At 37.9% G+C, this 15,993-nt stretch carries 16 protein-coding genes; 10 read left to right on the top strand and 6 right to left on the bottom strand.

Annotated features, from left to right (window positions below):
* The first annotated feature begins 18 nt into the window (after positions 1-18).
* From Q0Q99_RS01700 to Q0Q99_RS01655, 10 genes are all read left to right on the top strand, one after another.
* Positions 19-1,257: an HD domain-containing protein gene (locus Q0Q99_RS01700; protein ID WP_293890384.1), complete on the top strand. Its 1,239-nt coding sequence runs from the start codon at positions 19-21 to the stop codon at positions 1,255-1,257.
* A gap of 27 nt (positions 1,258-1,284) precedes the next feature.
* Complete coding sequence (gene lpxD, locus Q0Q99_RS01695; RefSeq protein WP_293890383.1) at positions 1,285-2,307, top strand: UDP-3-O-(3-hydroxymyristoyl)glucosamine N-acyltransferase; 1,023 nt, start codon at positions 1,285-1,287, stop codon at positions 2,305-2,307.
* A gap of 11 nt (positions 2,308-2,318) precedes the next feature.
* Positions 2,319-3,707 (top strand): bifunctional UDP-3-O-[3-hydroxymyristoyl] N-acetylglucosamine deacetylase/3-hydroxyacyl-ACP dehydratase, encoded by a 1,389-nt coding sequence (locus Q0Q99_RS01690; RefSeq protein ID WP_293890381.1) that lies wholly within the window; start codon positions 2,319-2,321, stop codon positions 3,705-3,707.
* An 84-nt stretch (positions 3,708-3,791) separates the two neighbouring features.
* A complete protein-coding gene (gene lpxA, locus Q0Q99_RS01685) occupies positions 3,792-4,574 on the top strand; it encodes an acyl-ACP--UDP-N-acetylglucosamine O-acyltransferase (protein ID WP_293890379.1) in 783 nt (260 codons plus the stop codon).
* 44 nt (positions 4,575-4,618) lie between these two features.
* The gene (efp, locus tag Q0Q99_RS01680; protein ID WP_293890376.1) at positions 4,619-5,185 is read left to right on the top strand and encodes an elongation factor P; all 567 of its coding nucleotides are present in this window, start codon (positions 4,619-4,621) and stop codon (positions 5,183-5,185) included.
* Positions 5,186-5,187: 2 nt separating this feature from the next.
* Positions 5,188-6,117: a UDP-3-O-(3-hydroxymyristoyl)glucosamine N-acyltransferase gene (locus tag Q0Q99_RS01675; protein ID WP_293890373.1), complete on the top strand. Its 930-nt coding sequence runs from the start codon at positions 5,188-5,190 to the stop codon at positions 6,115-6,117.
* Between the two features lies 1 nt (position 6,118).
* Positions 6,119-6,478 carry a nuclear transport factor 2 family protein gene (locus Q0Q99_RS01670; protein WP_293890370.1) on the top strand — a complete coding sequence of 120 codons (360 nt, stop codon included), beginning with the start codon at positions 6,119-6,121 and terminating at the stop codon, positions 6,476-6,478.
* Positions 6,479-6,614: 136 nt separating this feature from the next.
* Complete coding sequence (gene sucD, locus Q0Q99_RS01665; protein WP_293890367.1) at positions 6,615-7,487, top strand: succinate--CoA ligase subunit alpha; 873 nt, start codon at positions 6,615-6,617, stop codon at positions 7,485-7,487.
* Positions 7,488-7,597: 110 nt separating this feature from the next.
* Positions 7,598-8,074, top strand: coding sequence for a hypothetical protein (locus tag Q0Q99_RS01660; RefSeq protein ID WP_293890364.1), 477 nt, complete (start codon positions 7,598-7,600; stop codon positions 8,072-8,074).
* Positions 8,075-8,396: 322 nt separating this feature from the next.
* Positions 8,397-10,799: a hypothetical protein gene (locus tag Q0Q99_RS01655; protein ID WP_293890361.1), complete on the top strand. Its 2,403-nt coding sequence runs from the start codon at positions 8,397-8,399 to the stop codon at positions 10,797-10,799.
* Between the two features lie 135 nt (positions 10,800-10,934).
* Here the strand turns inward: Q0Q99_RS01655 and Q0Q99_RS01650 are convergent, their stop codons facing one another.
* From Q0Q99_RS01650 to Q0Q99_RS01625, 6 genes are all read right to left on the bottom strand, one after another.
* Complete coding sequence (locus tag Q0Q99_RS01650; protein WP_293890358.1) at positions 10,935-12,110, bottom strand: cytochrome c peroxidase; 1,176 nt, start codon at positions 12,108-12,110, stop codon at positions 10,935-10,937.
* Between the two features lie 2 nt (positions 12,111-12,112).
* Positions 12,113-13,459 (bottom strand): YHYH protein, encoded by a 1,347-nt coding sequence (locus tag Q0Q99_RS01645; RefSeq protein ID WP_293890355.1) that lies wholly within the window; start codon positions 13,457-13,459, stop codon positions 12,113-12,115.
* Positions 13,460-13,525: 66 nt separating this feature from the next.
* A complete protein-coding gene (locus Q0Q99_RS01640) occupies positions 13,526-14,548 on the bottom strand; it encodes a cytochrome c peroxidase (protein WP_293890352.1) in 1,023 nt (340 codons plus the stop codon).
* Complete coding sequence (locus Q0Q99_RS01635; RefSeq protein ID WP_293890349.1) at positions 14,545-15,243, bottom strand: MbnP family protein; 699 nt, start codon at positions 15,241-15,243, stop codon at positions 14,545-14,547. Before Q0Q99_RS01635 ends, Q0Q99_RS01640 begins: the two co-directional genes overlap by 4 nt.
* On the bottom strand, positions 15,236-15,712 hold the full coding sequence (locus tag Q0Q99_RS01630; RefSeq protein ID WP_293890347.1) for a hypothetical protein: 477 nt from the start codon (positions 15,710-15,712) through the stop codon (positions 15,236-15,238). Before Q0Q99_RS01630 ends, Q0Q99_RS01635 begins: the two co-directional genes overlap by 8 nt.
* Positions 15,713-15,714: 2 nt before the next feature.
* On the bottom strand, positions 15,715-15,984 hold the full coding sequence (locus Q0Q99_RS01625) for a hypothetical protein (protein ID WP_293890346.1): 270 nt from the start codon (positions 15,982-15,984) through the stop codon (positions 15,715-15,717).
* Positions 15,985-15,993: the final 9 nt, after the last annotated feature.

The following is a 15,993-nucleotide window of genomic DNA, read 5'->3' as shown; positions in this document are numbered from 1 at the left end:
ACGAAAACCAACAAATTTGTGAGCGACACTAATAAACTTAAAATATTCAACGACCCAATTTATGGTTTTATTACCATTCCCAATACGTTGATTTATGATTTAATTCAGCATCCCTATTTCCAGCGTTTGCGACGTATAAGTCAAATGGGACTGTCTTATTTGGTTTATCCTGGTGCACATCACACGCGTTTTCACCATGCAATTGGGGCTATGCATTTAATGCAGAAAGCAATAGAAGTACTGCGTTCAAAAGAAGTTTCGATTACTAAAGAAGAAGAGAATGCTTTATATATAGCAATCCTTTTGCATGATATTGGACACGGACCCTTTTCACATACTTTAGAACACAGTATCGTGGAAGTCCACCATGAAGAAATATCGCTGTTGTTTATGAATAAACTTAACGAAGAGTTTAATGAACAGTTAAGTTTGGCAATTCAGATTTTTAAAGGAGAATACCATAGAAAATTCATGTTACAACTGATTTCAAGTCAGTTAGATATGGATAGGATGGACTATCTGAAGCGCGATAGCTTTTATTCAGGTGTTGCCGAAGGTAATATCAATTCGGACAGGCTAATCCAAATGCTTAATGTGGCGGATGATTTTTTGGTTATGGAAGAAAAAGGCATCTATTCTATTGAAAAGTTCCTGATGGCAAGACGATTGATGTACTGGCAAGCCTATTTGCATAAAACAAGTTTAGTAGCCGAATTGACTTTGACCAATACACTTAAAAGAGCCAAAGAATTATTCCATAAAGGGGCTGATATAGAATGCAGCAAGCCTTTAAAACATTTTATGGAACATAAAGTGACATGCGATAATTTCTCCAATAGTAATTTAGATAGCTTTGCGCAACTAGATGATTTTGATATAATTAGTGCCTTAAAAAACTGGCAGCATCACAATGATTTTATCTTAAGTAGTTTGAGCAAAATGATTATTAATAGAGATTTATCAAAAATAAAACTCAACAGCGATAAATTTCCGAAAGAAGTATTAGAAGAAATGACCAGCCGCTTTGCAAAAGACAACAACATTACACAGCAGGAAGCAAAGTATTTTATTTTTAAAGGAAAGATTGAAAACCAGGCCTACAGCAAAGATGCTGAGCCTATCCGGATTTTAAAGAAAGACAAAACCATTGAAGATGTTGTGGAAGCTTCAGACCAACTGAATTTAAAAGCATTGTCAAAACCAGTGACCAAGTATTTTATATGTTTTCCAAAACTACTTGACGAAAATCACTATTAAAATTGATTTTTTTATACTTTTGTCGGAATGAAATTTACAGCAGCTCAAATAGCGGGAATTCTTGAAGGCGAAGTGGTAGGCAACCCTGATGCAGTGGTTTTTAAATTAGCAAAGATAGAAGAAGGAACTGAAGGTTCGCTGACGTTTTTGGCCAATCCTAAGTATGTAAATTTTATATACACTACTGAAGCCACTATTACCATAGTCAATAACGATTTTGTTCCTGACAACGAGTTGACCACTACGTTAATTAAAGTGGAAGACGCTTATCAGTCTTTTTCCAAATTGTTAGAGTATTACAATGAAGTGAAGCTAATGAAATCAGGTATTGAACAACCATCAGTGATTTCAGAGGGAGTAACTTATGGCAAAAACCTTTATCTGGGAAGTTTTAGCTATATCGGTAAAAATGTTACTATCGGTAATGATGTAAAGATATATCCAAATTGTTTTATTGGTGATAATGTAATCATTGGAGATAACTGTATCTTTTTTCCAGGTGTAAAAATATATTCTGAAACTGAAATCGGCAACAATTGTAACTTTCATTCAGGAAGTGTTGTAGGTTCTGATGGTTTTGGTTTCGCGCCTGTCGAAGATGGAACATTTAGTAAAATCCCTCAAATTGGCAACGTAATCATAGAAGATAATGTAGATGTAGGTGCCAACAGCACTATTGACAGAGCAACTTTAGGTTCTACATTTATTCGAAAAGGAGTAAAGCTGGACAACCATATTCAGGTTGCCCATAATGTTGAAATTGGTGAGAACACCGTAATCGCTGCGCAAACAGGTATTGCAGGCTCAACTAAAATAGGCAGCAATTGCATGATTGGCGGCCAGGTTGGCATTGCAGGTCATATCACTATTGGGAATAATGTCCGCATTCAGGCACAATCCGGTGTTGGAAAGAATGTAAATGATGGTGAAGTATTGCAGGGCAGCCCGGCATTTGGATATGCTGATTATAGTAAATCGTATGTCCATTTTAGGAATTTGCCAAAGATAGTAGCCGATATAGACGAATTGAAAAAAAATAATACTAATTAAATAGCTTACCAATGGTTAAACAAAAAACCATCCAAAACGAAATTTCGCTTACGGGTGTTGGACTTCACACAGGGAAAGAAGTAAAAATGACTTTCAAACCCGCACCTGTTAACAATGGTTATTCTTTCGTGAGGGTAGATCTTGAAGGTTCTCCGGTTATTGAGGCTGATGCCAATTATGTAGTAAATACGCAACGTGGCACAAACCTCGAAAAATTAGGAGTTAAAATCCAGACTTCAGAGCATGTTTTAGCTGCATTTGTAGGCTGTGATGTTGATAATGTAATTATCGAATTAAACGAATCGGAACCGCCAATCATGGACGGTTCTTCTAAATATTTTGTAGAAGCAATCGAGAAAGCGGGTGTTATCGAACAAGATGCGGAACGCTGTTATTATGTTGTGAAAGAAGTGATTTCTTTTATGGATGAAGCAACAGGGAGTGAAATTCTTTTGATGCCATCCGATGAATATCAGGTAACTGCCATGGTTGATTTTGGAACCAAGGTTTTAGGCACTCAAAATGCTACAATGAAAAACATTTCGGAGTTTAAAACGGAAATTGCCGATGCGCGAACTTTTAGTTTCCTTCACGAATTGGAAACACTTTTAGACAGCGGTTTGATTAAAGGCGGTGATTTGAATAACGCCATTGTTTATGTTGACAAGGAAATATCTCCAAAAACAATTGAAAACCTAAAAGTGGCTTTTGGAAAGGATTCCATTTCAGTTAAACCAAATGGCATTCTTGATAACCTGACTTTACATTATCCAAATGAAGCAGCACGTCATAAATTGCTTGATGTTATTGGTGATTTAGCGTTGGTTGGAACCCGCATTAAAGGAAAGGTTATTGCCAATAAACCCGGACATTTTGTAAACACTCAGTTTGCAAAAAAATTGTCTAAGATTATCAAAATAGAACAGAAAAATCAGATTCCGGTTTACAACTTAAACTTAGAGCCTCTAATGGATATTCATAAAATAATGAGTATTCTTCCGCACAGGCCGCCGTTTTTATTTATCGACAGAATCATTGAAATGTCAGACAACCATGTAGTTGGTTTGAAAAATGTAACCATGAACGAAACGTTCTTCGTTGGGCATTTTCCAGGCGCACCGGTAATGCCGGGCGTAATCATTGTAGAAGCAATGGCACAAACGGGTGGAATATTGATTTTAAGCTCGGTTCCTGATCCTGAAAACTATCTTACTTACTTTATGAAAATTGACAATGTGAAGTTCAAACATAAAGTATTGCCGGGAGATACATTGATATTTAAATGTGATTTGATTTCGCCTATCCGTAGAGGAATTTGTCATATGCAGGCTAGGGCTTATGCTAATGGAAAATTAGTAGCCGAAGCTGAATTAATGGCACAAATTGCCAGAATTAATTAAACGATCACTTATGAAATACGCATTTTGCAATTTAATTGTAAATGCGAATTACATTTGAAAATTAAGAATAATATACAAAGACAAATGAACCAACCGTTAGCATACGTACATCCGGGAGCAAAGATTGCCAAAAATGTAGTTATAGAACCATTCACCACCATTCACAATAATGTTGTTATTGGCGACGGAACCTGGATTGGTTCCAATGTTACCATTATGGAAGGTGCACGAATTGGAAAAAATTGCAACATCTTTCCAGGTGCAGTAATTTCGGCAGTGCCTCAAGATTTAAAATTTGGTGGAGAAGAATCACTTGCGGTAATTGGTGACAATGTAACTATAAGAGAATGTGTTACGATAAACCGTGGTACAATTGCATCTGGTCAAACTAAGATTGGAAACAATTGTTTAATCATGGCAACGGCCCACATTGCGCACGATTGTCATATTGGGGATAACGCTATCATCGTAAACGGAGTAGCTTTGGCCGGACACGTAATTGTTGGGAACTATGCCATTGTTGGAGGTTTGGCTGCCATTCATCAGTTTATTCAGATTGGTGATCATGCAATGATTTCCGGAGGTTCGCTGGTACGTAAAGATGTTCCACCGTATACTAAAGCTGCGAAAGAGCCGCTTTCTTATGTTGGGATTAATTCAGTTGGTTTACGCCGAAGAGGATTTACTTCAGAAAAGATTAGGGAAATTCAGGATATTTACAGAATTCTGTATCAGAAAAATTATAACACATCACAGGCTGTTGGGATTATCGAAGCTGAAATGTCGGCGTCACCGGAACGTGATGAGATTTTGGATTTTATCAGAAACTCTTCAAGAGGGATTATGAAAGGCTACTCGGGATCGTAATTATTACAGCAACCAAAGTAAAACATTAACAAATAAATAGTAAAATGGCATCTACATCAGATATTAGAAACGGATTATGCATCAAGTTCAATCACGATATTTATAAAATCATTGAATTCCTTCACGTAAAACCTGGTAAAGGTCCGGCTTTCGTTAGAACTAAACTAAGAAGCTTAACAAACGGAAAAGTGTTGGACAATACATTTTCAGCCGGACATAAAATTGAAGAAGTGCGTGTTGAAACGCAAAACTTCCAGTATTTATATGCTGAAGGAGATCAGTTTCATTTTATGAACACGGATTCTTACGAACAAATTACTTTGGATAAAAAAGTCCTTGACGCCCCAGACTTGTTAAAAGAAGGAACAGTAGTAATGGTTCAGATTAATACTGAAACAGATTTGCCACTATCTGTAGATATGCCGGCCTCTATTGTTTTGGAAGTTACTTATGCTGAGCCGGGCGTAAAAGGAAACACAGCAACAAACGCTACCAAACCCGCGAAAGTAGAAACCGGAGCTTCGGTAAATGTTCCTTTGTTTATCAATGAAGGGGATAAAATCAAGATTGATACTGCTACCGGTTCTTATATGGAAAGAGTAAAAGAGTAGTTTTGAAATTCTCAAAAACACATACCTTAAAAGAAATTGCCGCCATTATCGGATGCCAATATGTTGGTGCTAATGATTTTCCTGTGGAAGGCATGAACGAAATTCATGTGGTTACGCCGGGAGATATTGTTTTTGTAGACCATCCGAAGTATTATGATAAGGCATTGGAATCCGCGGCTACTATTATTTTGATTAACAAGGAAGTGGATTGCCCAAAAGGAAAAGCATTATTGATTTCTGATGATCCTTTTAGGGACTTCAATACATTGACTAAACATTTCCGACCTTTTGTGGCCGCGAATGTCAGCATTTCAAATTCAGCATCAATCGGAGAAAATACAGTTGTTCAGCCAAATTGTTTTATCGGACACAATGTTATTATTGGTAAAAATTGTCTGCTTCACGCGAATGTTATTGTCTACGACAATACTGTAATTGGAGATAACGTAATCATTCATTCAGGAACCATACTTGGCGCTGATGCCTTTTATTATAAAAAACGCGCTGAAGGTTTTGATCAATTGCTTTCCGGAGGAAGAGTGGTTATTGAAGATAATGTGGGAATAGGAGCGTTGTGTACTATTGATAAAGGTGTTACCGGAGATACCACCATCGGTGCCGGAACCAAAATCGATAATCAGGTGCATGTTGGGCACGATACAGTAATTGGGAAAAAATGCCTGATTGCTTCCCAAACGGGGATTGCGGGCTGCGTAATAATTGAAGACGAAGTTACAATGTGGGGGCAGGTTGGTACGACAAGCGGAATTACCATTGGAACCAAAGCGGTTATCATGGGACAAACCGGAGTAACCAAATCGGTTGAAGGCGGAAAGAGTTATTTTGGTACACCAATAGAAGAATCTCGTGAGAAACTGAAGCAGTTGGCCAACGTCAAAAGAATACCGGAAATACTAAACAAACTTAAATAAGATGAGCGCTAAAGAAATTGTTCAGGAATTTTACAAATCGGATGCGTTGCTTGAAAACGAAAGAGTTGCGAAACTTTTACACGAAGATGTGGTTTTGGAATGGCACAGTTCTAAAGGTTTTTTGAAACTAAAACGTCAGGAGATAATTGATTTAACCAGCGAATTAAGCAAAGCGTATGTTCGATCCAAAGCCAGAATAACTCATATCCTTGAAGAAGGAAATACGGTTTCTATTCGTTATTCTCATTATGTAAAAACTATTGAAAACCCACGGGAAGAAATGCTTTTGGCTCATTTCATGGTTATCTGGGAATTGAAAAACAACAAGCTGTACCGAGGTTATCAGATGAGTCAGTTGTAAGTGCTCGATAAAATTCCGATTGCATCGGAATCACTCGAACTGACGGGCGGAAAAAAATACTTGCGAACCATTAATTACTAATTACTATTTTCTACTTTTGCAACACAATAAAATAAACACAATAAAAAACACAAACATGAGCGTTTTAGTTAATAAGAATTCAAAAATAATAGTTCAGGGATTTACAGGCAGCGAGGGAACTTTCCACGCTGAGCAAATGATTGAATACGGAACCAATGTTGTTGGTGGCGTTACGCCGGGAAAAGGAGGTTCAACCCATTTGGACAGACCGGTTTTCAATACGGTAAAAGATGCGGTTGAGAAAGCCGGAGCTGATACTTCAATTATTTTTGTTCCACCTGCTTTTGCTGCTGATGCTATTATGGAAGCTGCCGATGCGGGTATAAAAGTGATTATCGCTATCACTGAAGGCATTCCGGTTGCCGATATGATTAAGGCTTATGAATATATTAAAGACAGAGACTGCCGATTAATTGGCCCAAACTGTCCCGGAGTCATTACTCCCGAAGAAGCTAAAGTAGGTATTATGCCGGGCTTTGTTTTCAAAAAGGGAACGGTTGGAATAGTTTCTAAATCGGGGACATTAACTTATGAAGCGGCCGATCAGGTTGTGAAGCAGGGAATGGGAATTACAACAGCTATAGGTATTGGCGGTGATCCAATTATTGGAACTACAACAAAAGAAGCAGTCGAATTGTTGATGAATGATTCAGAAACAAAATGCATTGTGATGATTGGAGAAATTGGTGGTCAATTGGAAGCTGATGCTGCCAAATGGATAAAAGCCGATGGTAACCGCAAACCGGTTATTGGGTTTATTGCCGGAGAAACAGCTCCAAAAGGAAGAACAATGGGTCATGCAGGAGCAATTGTTGGCGGAGCGGATGATACTGCCGAAGCGAAAAAACGAATCATGAGAGAATGTGGTATTCACGTAGTAGATTCTCCTGCTGAGATTGGTAAAAAAGTTAAGGAAGTGATGGGATAATTTATCCTAAATAATAAATAAAAAAATCCCCTCTAGTGGGGATTTTTTTGTTATTGTGAATTACTAATTTTGAAAGGTAATTATTATAGTAACCCTTAAATTAAAGTATCATGCCTTTAGAAAATTTAAACAATGTGCATTACACCGCTGCCGAGAAAACTGCAGTAGGTACAGCATTAACCGCTCTCGAAACAGCCTTAACGGCTAAACTAAGAAACCTTTCTGCCGACGAGCGCAGAAAGTATGGCAGCATCAACGAGCAAAACAAACTCGTTGTAAACAAAGCCTTAGATTACCGCAACAACCAGCCCGGACTTAGCAGCCCAGATGTAGACTGGACAGAGTATCAAAACGATTATGACTCCCGTGTTTTTATACAAGCTGCCATGGCTCGTTTACAAAACCTGTTAGACGGTTTAGACAACAACAGGATTCTTCACGATAATGACAATTATCAGGCTGCTTTAACCGATTATGGTTTTAGCCAATATAAAGCAGGAACCAAAGCGGCAGGTTTTGAATCTAAGGTAAAAGACATAGCGCAGTTTTTTAACAAAAGCAGTTCAACTCCTACTACACCGGCATAAAAAGCAGCTGTTTAAACACATAAACCCTTTTGGTAATTATGCCAAAAGGGTTTTTTAGTGATACCAATCTGCAAAATACCCCAGCTATGGCGTCAGGTATACCGTTGTTGGTATTACGAACCTGGCGTTTGGCGTTGTGAACCTAAAATTTGGGGTACTATAACCCCAAATTTGGCGTCAGCAACCCCAACGACGGATTAGATGACGTCATTTTTTGGGTTTGTTACGTCAACGGTGGGGTTTTTAAGAAAAACCATCCATAATTCACTACAAACAACTTGCAATTATTTATATTTGTTCAATTCACAATTCATAATTCAACATGACCCTATACGAAAAACTGCAAAAAGCTTCGAGCGAAGAAGATGTAAAAGATGCCTATATAAAAGCATTGGGTTTAAAAGAGTACCAAAAAAACCTTATCGATATACAAACCAAAGAAATATGGTTTGAAGCCAAAGACAACAGCAGGATTTCTACCTACGCCATGTTTACCCAACTCATGCATTACGTGCAGGATGCGCTAAACAAAGGTGAATATGTGCCGCCATTTTTATGTGTTATTGATACGCAAAAGGCAGCGATTATGAAAAGCGGTGATGTGATTCCGTTCCTGGAAAAGAAAACTATCAAGTGGGGTAAATCGGCAAGCCAGTATACGCAGGATGCACTCGATGCAATTTCGGCACATATCGGGACACACTTCGTATCGTTTAAGATAGAAACCCACGAAGAAGAGTTTATCAATACGGTAAAAAATGCCATTAAAAAAGGCGACATTATCCGAACACCTATAACACCCGATAACCTCAAACAAGTATTTGACAAATGGGTACTCATGGTTGGAAATGAGATAGAGGGTGTAGCACCCGAAGAGTATGCCCTGTTATTTTTTGCCGATATTATGCACGATGGCACGGTAAGCACTCATGATAACCTGCCTGCCGAACTAATGCACAAAGACGGCTCGCCCGTATTCCTGCTTAACGGAAAGGTTTATAAACTAGGCAACAAAGAAGGCTACCGACAGTTTTGGACGATATACCACAAACCACCTAAAGCCGAATACCGCAATTACCTGTTAGAACGGCGAGACAGCTTAATACCTATTGATGAACGCAGTTTTAAAGGTGCTTATTATACGCCGCTAAATGTGGTAGACAAAGCCTATGACAAACTAGCCGAAACGCTGGGTAATAACTGGCAAAAAAACTATATAGTATGGGATATGTGCTGTGGTGTGGGCAACCTAGAGGTAAAACACTCTAACCCACGCAACATATATATGAGTACTCTAGATGCTGCCGATGTAGATGTAATGCGCGCTACCAAAACCTGCGTAGCGGCTACACGGTTTCAGTACGATTACCTAAATGATGATATTACCGATGAAGGAACGATTGATTACACGTTAACCAACAAATTACCCCAAGGCTTGCGAGATGCTATAGCGCAAGGCAAAAAGATTTTGGTGTTGATTAATCCGCCTTATGCGGAGGCAACTAATGCAGATAATATTTCTGTAGGTGAAGACGCTGAAAACAAATCAGGAGTTGCAAAAACAAAATTTGCTGCTACTGCAATGAGAGATTATGGAAAAGCAAGTAATGAACTGTTTACGCAGTTTGTTGCACGAATTGCAAAAGAAATACCAACAGCAACTGTTGCTATGTTTAGCAAAATGAAATATGTAAATGCACCAAACTTTGAAAAGTTTAGAGAGATTTGGAAAGCAAAATATTTAGGAGGCTTTATTGTTCATAGTAAATCTTTTGATGGATTAAAAGGGAATTTTCCTATTGGCTTTTTGATTTGGAAAACAGATATGCTTTCTACAAAAAGAATTGATATTACTGATATTAACACGGAAGTATTAGATAAAAGTGCAAAGCCAATTGGAGAAAAATCATTTTACAATTTACCAAATAAATCATTTTTAAATGTTTGGTTAAAAAGACCAAAAGTTAATAAGGTTGAGGTTATACCTTTAAAAAATGCAATAGCTCCAACTCCAGGTAAAGCAAGAGTTTCGAATTGGTCTGATAATGCAGTTGCATACATGTATTGCGGAGTAAATGATATTCAACATGCAACTCAACAAACTGTAGTTTTTTCATCTCCTTATGGTGGAGGAAATGGATTTTATATTAATAAAGAAAACCTTTGGCAAGCCGCAATAGTTTTTTCAGTACGACGATTAATAAAACCCACTTGGCTCAACGACCGCGATCAGTTTTTAATACCAACAGAGCCGTTAACAGATGAATTTAAAAATGATTGTATAATCTGGATGTTGTTTAACGGCAGTAACCTCACCGCCAGTGCCAACGACCTAGAGTGGAACGACAGGAAATGGAGCATAGTAAACCATTTTATACCGTTTACCGAGGAAGAAGTAGGCGCACCCGATAGGTTTGAAAGCGATTTTATGGTACGCTACCTGTCATTGCGAGGCACGAAGCAATCTCCCGAAGCCAAAGCAGTCCTAGCCGAAGGCAAAAAACTATGGCAAGCCTATTTTGCAAATACCGATGTTAGAGCCGTGCGCGACGAACTAAAACTAAACCGCCCCGATGTGGGTTGGTATCAAATTAGAAACGCCCTGAAGAAACGAAACGAAAGTGGCGATTATGTACCTGTGAGTTTCAAACCCTTTGAGGAAGCCTATAAAACATTAACCGAGAAATTACAACCCATGGTTTATGAGCTTGGGTTTTTAAAGTAGTCATTGCGAGGAACGAAGCCAGTCATTGCGAGCTTGCGAAGCAATCTGTTGAAGCCCACGTAAAGTTGAACAGATTGCTTCGTTCCTCGCAATGACGGCTTCAACAGGTTGCTTTTTCGTTCTTCCTTGCAATGACTAATTAGGAAACGGATTAGACCATTTACTATCAACATACACATTCGAACCAGAAAGTGTTCTGAGAAAAGCCATTAAAGCGTTTACTTCCGGAGCTGTAAAATTCAGCTTTTGCCCGAAACCATTTGGTCTCAATTTTGGATCTAAATTAGTATTCCCAGGAGCTAAATTTATAGTTCCATAATGACCAATAACTGTTTGCAACGAAGTAAAAACTCCGGTATGCATTAAAGGCCCGTTTAATGTTCCGTCTTGTTTGACAATATCGCGTAGGGAAGGAGCACGCGTGTTTGTAATGTCAATTCCGCTTCCGGCTAAGGTTCCAATAATACCATTGTTGCCCGAGTTGGGCGCAATATCAAATTCGGGTGCCGCGTGGCAGCCTGCACAACCTACTCCGCCACCTGTTCGGTTTCCGGTAGCATCAAATTGGGGTGGTGCCAAAAACAATTGTTTCCCTTGGTTTTCCTGATTGGTAAAATTTGGAAAAGGTTGATTATCCGCACTAACTTGTGCTCGTCCTGTATCGTATTTACTATCAAAAGACTGAATACTTCTAACGAACTGCGCTAATGCTAATTGGACTTTGTTTTCGGTAATTTCTTCCGAGCCATACACAAACTTGAAAAGCTCTTTATAGTAGCCTATTTGATTTAACTTGGTTACCAAACCGCTAAAACCTTCGTCACCACTCGTGCCGCTGTAACCCATTTCGTTGTGGTTTTGGATTGGCTGCGTGGTTTGAAATTCCAATGTTGCCGCACGTTCATCCCAAAAGAATTTGTTTTCAATAGCAAAGCGTGTATTGATTAAGCGCATGGCGTGTCTTCCGGTTGTTCCGTTTACGCCCATACTCGCCACATCTGTATCGCTGAAGGCATTTGCCTGTTGGTGACAACTTGAGCAGGAAATAGTATTATCGGCGGATAGATTTTTGTCATAAAAAAGAATCCTGCCCAGTGTTGCACCTTTATCAGAAATTGGATTTCCAGCGGTATTGTCTTTAGTGATGTATGTTGGAATCGTTTGATTTGCGTAATTAGCCAGGTTCTCTAAATCGATAGTTGTTCCAAATGTGACTTTTATATTGGCATACGGATCAATATAATCACTACTTGAACTGTTACATGACCAAAACGCAGGTATAATAAGGAATGATAAATAGCGTAGTTTCATGGTTATTTGTTAATGATTATTTTGAATGTTTTGCTGTCTTTAGCACTTGCTACTTTTACAAAGTAAACGCCGTTGTAAACGGTACTTAAATCAATAATGGAAAGTGTGCTTCCCTGAAGGATTTTATTGGTCTTAATAACTTTGCCCAGTTCGTCAATTAAAGAAACATCCAGATTATCTGCTATCATATCCGATTGAATCGCAATGAAATCCTGAGCGGGATTAGGATAGATTTTAATATTCAAGTTGGACAGATTAAAATCGGCATTCGCCAAAGTATATTGTGTCGTACTTTCGGAAATACTTGTTACTTTAACCGCAGTTTTATTGCCATAGAATGTTGGGCCGACAACATAAGGATAAGCGGAATTATGATTGGAATCAACCGTTGTGAAGTAACAATAAATCCCCAAAGGATATTCCGGAGTTATGCAAAATCTTCCATTATGAACATCCAAATAACTCGCGTCAGAAGGATGTGCAACATATTCATAATCTTCTCTGAAATACCCTAAAGGATAGGTCGTACTTACTGCAGGACCATCGGTTACATTAGTTCCGTCCGCATAGACAGTTCTTGTTGTAATGTTGCGCAACTGATAACTTGATTTCATTCGGACAATCCCGCCAGTTCCATCAGCATTAGCGTAACCATAAGCACCATAAATTGGAAAACCATCATAAGCAAAGCCAATTAAAGGAGAATGTTGTGACGTATTGATTACATACAAACCATCGGAAGGATAAGTGTCGCAAATCGTTGAAATTACTACTAAATCTAAATTAAAAGCACTTGGATTTTGATGGTGGTGATAATTTCCCATTGCCGGATGTGCCTTTGCACAATCGAACCCGTTACGTTCTGCCGGAATTGCATCCCTGTTCCAGACCCCATCACCCATACATGCGGGTTGAACGGGGCCACCACAAATAGTTTGCGTGCTGTTTTTCCAGGAAACGCCATCTCTATAATCAAATAAAGCCACCCCGTTTTTGAACAAGCCAATATTTCCACCAGTGGTAGCCGTTGCTGTTCCTGTGTTTTGGGTTGGGTTTAATGGCATTTTAAAGATAGCACCATTTTGAGTAGTTGCCAACGATGGATTTCCATCTAAAAAAGGTCCGGTTATATAAGCCGGGATTCCATTTGTAGTGACATAAACCCAATTGGTTGAATATTGAACGGTTTGCACATTGGCAGCAACTGCATCAGTTATTGGCGTTGAATTTCCCGATACATAATGACGACCTGTAATTCCCGTTGTATTGCGCAGCCATGTCGTGATAATTGGATTGGTTTGTGAATGAGAAGTACTAGCAAACAGTAATAGTAAAAGTAATTTTTTCATTTTGGTTAGTTTGGTTATAACTTTTTAGACGAAAGATGTTTTTATTTCTTGCGCATTAGTTTAAAATTATTCTTTTGGGAATGAAAATCGTTTATCAAATAAAAATTCTTTATCGGTCAGCGTTTGTAAAAAAGCTACTAAATCGACTCTGTCGTTATTGGATAAGTTCATAGGTTTGTCTAATTCTTTGGGCAAACTTTTATCATAACCTAAAGAATTGTAATGCTTCACTACTTCGGTCAGGGTTTTAAACCTGCCATCGTGCATATACGGAAATGTAAATTGAATGTTCCTTAAAGTCGGCACTTTGAACCGCAAATAATCTTCGGGGTTGTTGGTAATTTTCATTCGTCCAAAATCGTTTAAGGTTTCATCAATTTTTAACCCATTTTTCTCAAATTTGTCATCGGAGAAAAGCGGCTCTTTATGACAGGAGGCACAATTTGTTTTAAATAAATCATAGCCATGCTGCTCTTGGACTGTGAAATTTTCTTCTTTGGCTATTACTTTATCATACTTTGCATTCGATGATTTCAGCATTACTGTAAATTGGGCTAGCGCTTTCAAAAGCCGTTGACTAGTTACTTTTTCATCACCAAATGCTTTTGCAAAAAGCTTTCTGTATTTTTCGCTTGCCTGTAATTTGGCAATCACATGTTCCAATGTTTCATCCATTTCTAATGGATTGGTAATTGGATTTATAGGTTGCACTTCGAGATTGTTGACACCGCCATCCCACATAAAGTCTTTGCTCCAGGCCAAATTAATTAATGCCATTGAATTCCTGGTGCCGATTTTCCCTTCGATACCATGACTTAATTGATGATCAACATGAGTAAATCCGGTTTGTTGCAAATGACAACTCTGACAGGAAATGGTATTGTCTTTTGATAAAATCGGGTCATAAAATAAGTTTCTCCCAAGTTGAAACCCTTCTTCGGTTAATGGATTTTTTTTGAAATCATATTTTGGCTTTGGCCAACCATTGGGTAGTTCAAGATATAAAGGCGTAGTAAAAAAGTTATTGGAAAAAGCTAAAATTCCAAAAATGAAAAGTCCAAATCCCAATAAAGCTATGATTTTTTTCATTGGATGTAAAACATTTTGCAGCTATAATTCGCCAGCTTCATAGCTTCGTTTCCCGGAATCATAACACTGTTGGTTTCTTTTAATTCTACATTGGAGAAAAACGGAAATAAATCAATGCCAATATTTATGTCATCATTTGCTTTTTTATCTAAGGTAAATTTCATCTGACGCATTGCATAATAGGGTTGAAGATAGCCGCCAACATGAAACTGGAATTCATTTTTTCTGGTTTTGCAGCTCGAGCTTTTGCCTTCAATTTTCATGTTTATATAACCGCTTTGCCATGCCCAATACATTCCCTTCACAGGATCTAAATCTCCAGCCATTGCTCCTGCAGTATTTGTCAAACTGTCGATTCCGATATTGAAGGTAATTTTGGAAATTTGCTTGTCAGTCTTTTTGGTTATCGGAATTTGAAAAGAGTTGGGATGCTCTGAATCGAGTAGGTAATAGCTGTTTTTTTGAGTAAAGACGGAGTTGTCTTTGTACTGAATCTGAATATTGGATACATAACATCGAAAGGTTTCAACTGTCAAAGTATCCTTGTTTGCCGAAACATATTTTTTGTTTATTTCAAGCGGAAGTTTATTGAATTCTAAATGAAAATTAATCGCTAGCGAATCAGTTTTACTTTGAGAATGAATCGGAAGGCAAAATAATAAAGACGCAATTATGATTAAAATTGCCTTAGTCATGTCTTGGCCCGTGTGGTTTTGGAGCAAATATTCTTCCAAATTCCTCTGTCAGGTCGTTAAAATTTTCCATTTGGTCTTTACGGCACAGTTTTTTAATGTCTTCAAAATGTTTGAAATGGGTTTCCTCTACTTGCTTTTGATTAGAATTTATCACACTTATCAGGCTGTCTTTAGTTTGTAGATCGATTTTATCTTTAGATAATCCAGAGTACAAATCATTTTTTGCTTTCCGGATAGCATCATCCAATCTAGTGATTTCAGCACGATGCCAGGTAATCAATTTGTCATATTCCTTTTGCTGTTGTGTGTCAAAATGAAGCTTTTCTATAATGATTTCTCTTGGCATTGGTCTGCTATCATGTAGCTGCCGGTGACCTTTAAAACCATTAAAAAATAAAAATCCAAGTGTGCCCAAATTGAGCAACAATAATCCGATAATGGTAATCGTTAATAGTTTTGTCTTTTCCATTTTTATTGATATAGTTGATTACTTTTATTGACAGTCATTTCTAAGTAGGCTGTGGTTGAACTTGTTTTTTCATTAAACTTACATAAAACCGAAAAATTCAGTATTACTAAAACCGCAATTGATGCGGCAACAAGCCACAGTATTTTTGATGAAACCTTTTTATCTTGTTGAATCCTTTGTTGAATTTGTGAAAACAAATTATCACTCGGCACTACTTTTAAAATTCCGTTAGTGCTGTTTAAAATGTTTTCTATCCAATTATTTCTTTCCATAATTACTTT

The organism is Flavobacterium sp., from assembly GCF_025352425.1.
Taxonomy (GTDB): Bacteria; Bacteroidota; Bacteroidia; order Flavobacteriales; family Flavobacteriaceae; genus Flavobacterium.
The sequence above is the reverse complement of the archived record's forward strand: the minus strand, read 5'-3'. Positions and strand labels throughout refer to the sequence as shown.

Coding starts and splice junctions, on each gene's coding strand:
- Q0Q99_RS01670 (WP_293890370.1), top strand. CDS start 6,119: ATGAGCGCTAAAGAAATTGTTCAGGAATTTTACAAATCGGATGCGTTG.
- Q0Q99_RS01650 (WP_293890358.1), bottom strand. CDS start 12,110: ATGAAACTACGCTATTTATCATTCCTTATTATACCTGCGTTTTGGTCA.
- Q0Q99_RS01645 (WP_293890355.1), bottom strand. CDS start 13,459: ATGAAAAAATTACTTTTACTATTACTGTTTGCTAGTACTTCTCATTCA.
- Q0Q99_RS01635 (WP_293890349.1), bottom strand. CDS start 15,243: ATGACTAAGGCAATTTTAATCATAATTGCGTCTTTATTATTTTGCCTT.
- Q0Q99_RS01625 (WP_293890346.1), bottom strand. CDS start 15,984: ATGGAAAGAAATAATTGGATAGAAAACATTTTAAACAGCACTAACGGA.
- lpxA (WP_293890379.1), top strand. CDS start 3,792: ATGAACCAACCGTTAGCATACGTACATCCGGGAGCAAAGATTGCCAAA.
- Q0Q99_RS01655 (WP_293890361.1), top strand. CDS start 8,397: ATGACCCTATACGAAAAACTGCAAAAAGCTTCGAGCGAAGAAGATGTA.
- Q0Q99_RS01690 (WP_293890381.1), top strand. CDS start 2,319: ATGGTTAAACAAAAAACCATCCAAAACGAAATTTCGCTTACGGGTGTT.
- lpxD (WP_293890383.1), top strand. CDS start 1,285: ATGAAATTTACAGCAGCTCAAATAGCGGGAATTCTTGAAGGCGAAGTG.
- Q0Q99_RS01660 (WP_293890364.1), top strand. CDS start 7,598: ATGCCTTTAGAAAATTTAAACAATGTGCATTACACCGCTGCCGAGAAA.
- Q0Q99_RS01630 (WP_293890347.1), bottom strand. CDS start 15,712: ATGGAAAAGACAAAACTATTAACGATTACCATTATCGGATTATTGTTG.
- Q0Q99_RS01640 (WP_293890352.1), bottom strand. CDS start 14,548: ATGAAAAAAATCATAGCTTTATTGGGATTTGGACTTTTCATTTTTGGA.
- sucD (WP_293890367.1), top strand. CDS start 6,615: ATGAGCGTTTTAGTTAATAAGAATTCAAAAATAATAGTTCAGGGATTT.
- efp (WP_293890376.1), top strand. CDS start 4,619: ATGGCATCTACATCAGATATTAGAAACGGATTATGCATCAAGTTCAAT.